General features: G+C 56.3%; 3 protein-coding genes. All 3 read right to left on the reverse strand.

Annotated elements, in window-relative coordinates; translation table 11 throughout:
• Positions 1–2,984, reverse strand: a 2,984-nt coding sequence (locus EPO09_RS16185) for a filamentous hemagglutinin N-terminal domain-containing protein (RefSeq protein ID WP_290644450.1), incomplete at its 3' end; no start/stop codon positions are given.
• Complete coding sequence (locus EPO09_RS16190) at positions 2,981–3,574, reverse strand: toxin-activating lysine-acyltransferase (protein ID WP_290644452.1); 594 nt, start codon at positions 3,572–3,574, stop codon at positions 2,981–2,983. The genes EPO09_RS16185 and EPO09_RS16190, both read right to left, overlap by 4 nt.
• Before the next feature lie 11 nt (positions 3,575–3,585).
• A complete protein-coding gene (locus tag EPO09_RS16195; protein ID WP_367200077.1) occupies positions 3,586–5,352 on the reverse strand; it encodes a ShlB/FhaC/HecB family hemolysin secretion/activation protein in 1,767 nt (588 codons plus the stop codon).
• Positions 5,353–5,404 lie beyond the last annotated feature (52 nt).

A 5,404-nucleotide genomic window follows, 5' to 3' on the forward strand; every position in this document is an offset into this window, starting at 1 on the left:
GTTTGAACAGTGCTCAAACCCAAATTGCGGCCGGCAGCAAGGGTCGTTTGCCCGCCGCCCCCCTGGTTGGACGCCTGCGCCCCCTGCAAGCTGATGTCTCGGGCAGCATTGAGCAACAACTGCCCCGCTGCCCCGCTCACATACAGGCTGGCAACCCGGTCCGTATAGGTACGACTGCCTTGAGAGTTGGCGTTACTGGCTATGGTCGTGGCTAACGAGATATCGCGACCGGCTTGTACGTTGATTTGATCTGCAGCGTTAATCTGACCGCCTTCGCTGACGACGTCTTGTGTAGCCTGCAGGCTCGCGCTTTGTCCATTGAGATTGCCGCCTGTGTTACGAATATTGTTGGCACTGAGGCTAAGCAACTGTCGTGCGCCAATACCGCCACTGGTCACGATATCTCCACTGACCTGGAGGTTCAGGTTCTGAGCTCCCATCAGGTCACCATTGGCTTGCAAATCTCCCTGGCGGGGTTTGAGATAAACCTGCGGCTTGAGCACCTGAGCAGTTTGCCCGTTGGCCAGCGTAACCGTCGCGGTCTCCAGCAAGACAATGTCACTAGTGAGTTGCGCTGCCTGCGCTGCGCTCAAGGCCACGCCGGGCCTAAGGTTCAACGCTCTAGCAACAGTCACACCGTTATCGATCAGCGCACGATACTGAGCCTCATCGCCGCTGTAACCATCCAAGAAGCGACGTCCCGTCAACTGCGCGACTTGATCTCGCACCAACGACTGTTCATAAAAACCATCCCCAAGGCGTTTTTGTACCGTAGTTGGGTCAATAGACAGCTGCGACAACATGTAGTCAGAACTGAGCCACTGCTGCTGGTTTGCAAAGCGTGGATCTACTTCGATCAAGGGGGCCGTGCTGCTCAACGGTGTGGTGATGAACAGACTATTGCCTGGCACGCTGGCTTGACTTGAAGCTCCAGATACGCTGGATGGTGCCGTGTGTGACTGCATCACCTGCGGACTGACTGTGATACTTTGAATCACAGCTGGTGGGGTGTAGGCTGCTCCGTCCTCGCCTTGCTCGTCGCGCCCCTTGTGTTGTATGCGGTAGAGATGCGTGACGGTGCCATTGTCTGTGGTTGTGCTAACGCCTGGCGTGGCCACATTGTTGACCTGGGCAACATTGGCCGTCAGAGTTCCTCCGGCCAAGATGCGACTGTCAGTGTTGTTAAGGGTGCCACCCGTCAGCACCATGTTGCCGCCAGCCACTATGTTGGCGGGCTTGGAAGATGTCACCTGGGTTTGAGTCACCACCCTGGTGTAGTCGTATCGATTGAAATCTTCGCCACCACCCTCTGGCGTATTGATGGAGTCGACTTCTCGATCATTATTTCTGCCTACAACGTAGGTAATTTGCGCTGGCTGCCAACGATTGGAGAAACCAGAGAGTTGGTATTCCTGTTGCGTGCTGCGGGAAGTTTCAACCACCTGGGTGGTGAACCCAGCGTTGCTGTTGTTCACTGCCCCCACATTCAGTGTGAGACCGCCCAAGGCTTCGATACGCCCGCCTACATTGTTGAGCGTGCCAGCTCGACCAGAGACATCCAAAGTAGCGCGATGACTACCATCCAGCGAGCCACCGACAAATAAATCGCCGGAACTGAACATCAGAGCCTGCTCATTGTTTTGGATGGAGCTCGCACCGATGTCCACCCGTTGGCGTGCAGCAATCACAGGTGACTGCAATTGATTGCCACTGGTCTGAGATGTTTGAGTCAGGGTGCTTGCCGAGATCGCCAGGTTGTCGCCATAGATGCGGCCAGCGCCCTGGTTGTTAAGCGAGGTAGTGGTGATCAACGTATTTTGACCGTCTATCAAGCCCGTATTGTTGAGTGTGATAGCTTGGACTGCGGTGCTTTGGCCTACGATCTGCCCTTGGTTATCCACCGTGCTGGCGCTACGCACGCTCAACGCGGCGCTCGCTTGCAATGAACCGGTATTGATCAGTTGCCCATCGTGGGTCAGGGTAAGCGAACCCGATGTGGCGCTGATTTGCCCGGCATTGCGCATGCCAACACCAGCTTCGGTCCCCACCAGCACAATCTTGCCGGCGTACATGCCACCCAGTTGGGACGTATCCAGGGCAAACACAGGTGTATCGCCCGACGCTTGATTGGCGCTCAGCGGCGTGACGACGGTTTGATCTGCGCCAACCTGATTGACACCCGTCGTGACCTGCAACTGCTGCGCCCATATGCCAGCATTCACTTTGACGGCTCGGCTGATGAGGTCGGTGTAATCCGTGCTTTGGCCTTGCAGGCCAGCACCAGTGATCTCGATGAGCCCACCGGTGACACGGTAACCGTCCAGGCTACCGTTGCTGATGAGCGGCGTCCCAGTGGTCAGCGTGCCTCGGCTGGCGTTAATGAACCCGCACCCATCACAGCTAATGCCTGCCGGATTGGCCACAATGACCTGGGCCCGTTGACCAGCTACCTCCATGAAGCCAGCCAACTGACTGGGGTTGCCTGAAGTCACTTCATTAAGGATCACACGTGCGCTGCCCGCTGCGAGCCATGGGTTACCGGGCACCCAACCACCCAATTGGGTCAATACGTTGGTACGCGCATTGTTGAAAATAACGCCATTGGTGCGAACATCCAGTTGACTGTATGTGTTGCGCGAAACGCCCGCCGAACTGGGCGTCTGAATGTTAATCAGTGGGACATTGTTAGAGCCCGTGTTGGTAACAGTAGGCTGCTGGCTACCTGGGGCTCGGGCATCAACCACGACTTGGGCCTGAACAATCGCTGACGGCAAGGCGAGTATCGCCCCCCAGGCCAACATCAGGTGTGCTTGAAATCTGCTGAAAAGTAAGCCTTGTCGACTTTGCGCGCCAGAGCCACCTTCACGGACTGCCACGCCCCGCGACTGACCGTGTCCACCACCTTGACTGGCTGCGGTTTCTGCGACAGCCATGAGCAAGCCTCGGGCCTTGTTGAAGACGATACGATGATGGTGCTTATTCATGGTGTCCCTGCAATTTTTTGCCCCAAAGCTGTGACGCTTTGCTCTTGCTGATGTGGGCTTGTTTCTATGTTCGTGGCCAAAGGTCTGGCTTGCCACCACTCTCGTGCATCACGTCTCGATACCAGACGTCCCCGAAACGTATTGACGCGCAACCCTTCACGTTCAGGATCGCCGCCATGGTGATTCAATGAACGCATACAGCTGTGCGGCATCAATTGCCTCAGGATCATCTTGCTCATTTGGCTGGTGTGACCAAATGGCGCCACCCAGTCGGTAATCCACATCCGATCGCCACTAGTCCAATCTGCCTGAGGCATCAGGATGGGGGAATTGCGTAGATAACGCCCTTCGGCTTCTTCACTCAACATTGCCCAAGACATGTAGAAGATCGGACGGTCAGATAGCGTTGCCACGACGAACTGGCGGCTCAACAGCGCAGGCATCAATAACGTCGGCAATCCATGAAGTGGTGTATCACGGTGCGCTGCGGAGTGCATCCACAGCCACGTCACACATCCCAAGGCTTGTGCTTGGCTCCAAGGTTCTGGTGACAAACCTGGCGCAATGATGTCGAATCCATCTATTTGCATGGTTTGCCGTTTTAATAGGACCAGGTCAAGCTGAAGCCACCGCTGCTTGAAACCGTCTGGAACGCCTCAGGCATGTACAAAGGCCAACTCCAGAACACGTCGTAACTCAGACCCTGATAGGCGCCTCGCATCCCCAATGCAGCGCCGGTCAATTTGTTGCCCACTAGAGACGCAGTTGCATTGCCAGCCACCTGACCGTGGTCAAGACCAACGTAGAGCTCCTGCCCGCTGTGCCCTAACCCAACAGCCAAGTCATTGCGCCACACCCAGCCTCGCTCCGCAGACAACGTCAGCTCACCGTCAAACCCTCTGACCGTGTAACGCCCTCCAATGGCAAAGCGGTCTTGAGGAATCAAAGGCGTTCGGTTCCACTGGCCCCGCAATGCAGCGGTGTAGCGCCATGTTGCATCCCCGACCTTGAATGGCCGAGCAAGCTGCAAATCGGCCGTGACCAATCGGGGTCGCGATGTACCCTCACCAAAAGCCTCCTCTGGCGCAGGGATAGAACCCATAGCGCCAGTCCCTTGCCGATAGGCCACATTCGCGTCAACGGTAGCTTGCGGTAGCAATACTTTGTGCGAGACACCAATTTGCCAGCCAGCCATCTGACGGCGCTGAACCTGCACCTCCGTATCATCAACGCAGTTGCTGGATGAACGCACCCAGCCACCGATGTACATAGAGGACTTGTTGATTGCATCGCGATAGATCATGCGAGATAGCCTTAAATCGCTGCTGCTGCTTTCCCCGCTATACAGATAGGTTTGGTTTGCCCCCGCAACAGCCTGCCGGTAAGCGCTATCGCTGGTGTTCCAAGCCAATTGCCAGTAGCCGAATGGCACTGAGTAATGAAGCGCCTGGCTGTGTGTGCCTCGATTACCTGCATCGCCACCACCCAGGTCATGCCCAAAGTTCACATAGAACAGGTCATTGAGCGTCCACCAGTGGTCGTACGATAAAGTCAACCCGCCCTGATACCTGCCGGTAGTCTTGCTGCCCGCATCGTCCACCGAAGCGGTGATGCGATACACCTTACTCTGTACCCATTGGATCACCAGGTCACTTTCTCCTGGCTTGGCGTCGAAGCCTTCAGCGGGAACGATCTGCACGTCCGCTTGGACAGTTGGCACACGCTCCAGGTTTTCCAGGCCCTGCTCGATATCTCGCAAATTTAGGATGTCGCCAGCCTTGAGCGGCAACGCATTCCAAAGTGTTGCGCGAGATACAGAGACGCCGGGAGCCAGCCTAATGGCATGGACTCGCCCAGGAACTACAGACAGGGTCAAGGTGCCGCCTGCCAAGTTCTGTGGGGCAGCCATCACGCGGGTGGTGACATAGCCCCGCTCGATGATGGCGTTTTGAACGCGCGTAATGGCAATGTTGAGTCCCTCGGCCCCCAAGCAACGTCCCGCGACGGAGTCATCTTGTTGCTGAGCACCGCGATCAGCTGCACCGAGTGCCCACTGAAATCGCTCAGCATCCTGCCCTGTCAGTTCAAGGCGTTGAATGCTGAAGCATGGTGTTTCGCTTTTTGGCAAAAGATCTTTTGCCGCTTGCATGCCTGCGATGGGTAAGCGCACATCTGGCGACGATTGTTGCTGCTTGCGCAAGGCTTCGTCCCGCTGTTGCTGCCTTACTTGCTCCTGCACCGCTGCATCTTGGGCAGGATCAACAACAGCAGCACATAGCCCCGAGTGAACCGACAGCGCAAGGAAAGTCAGGGCACAAGCACGCCATGCGCGGCTTACGCCTCCCCTTATGTATTGTTTTTCGTACATCTCAATATCTGACAGATTTCCACCGCACGAGCGCGGCAGGCTGCAGATTCTA

This window comes from Aquabacterium sp. (assembly GCF_004297345.1).
Classification (GTDB): domain Bacteria; phylum Pseudomonadota; class Gammaproteobacteria; order Burkholderiales; family Burkholderiaceae_C; genus Aquabacterium.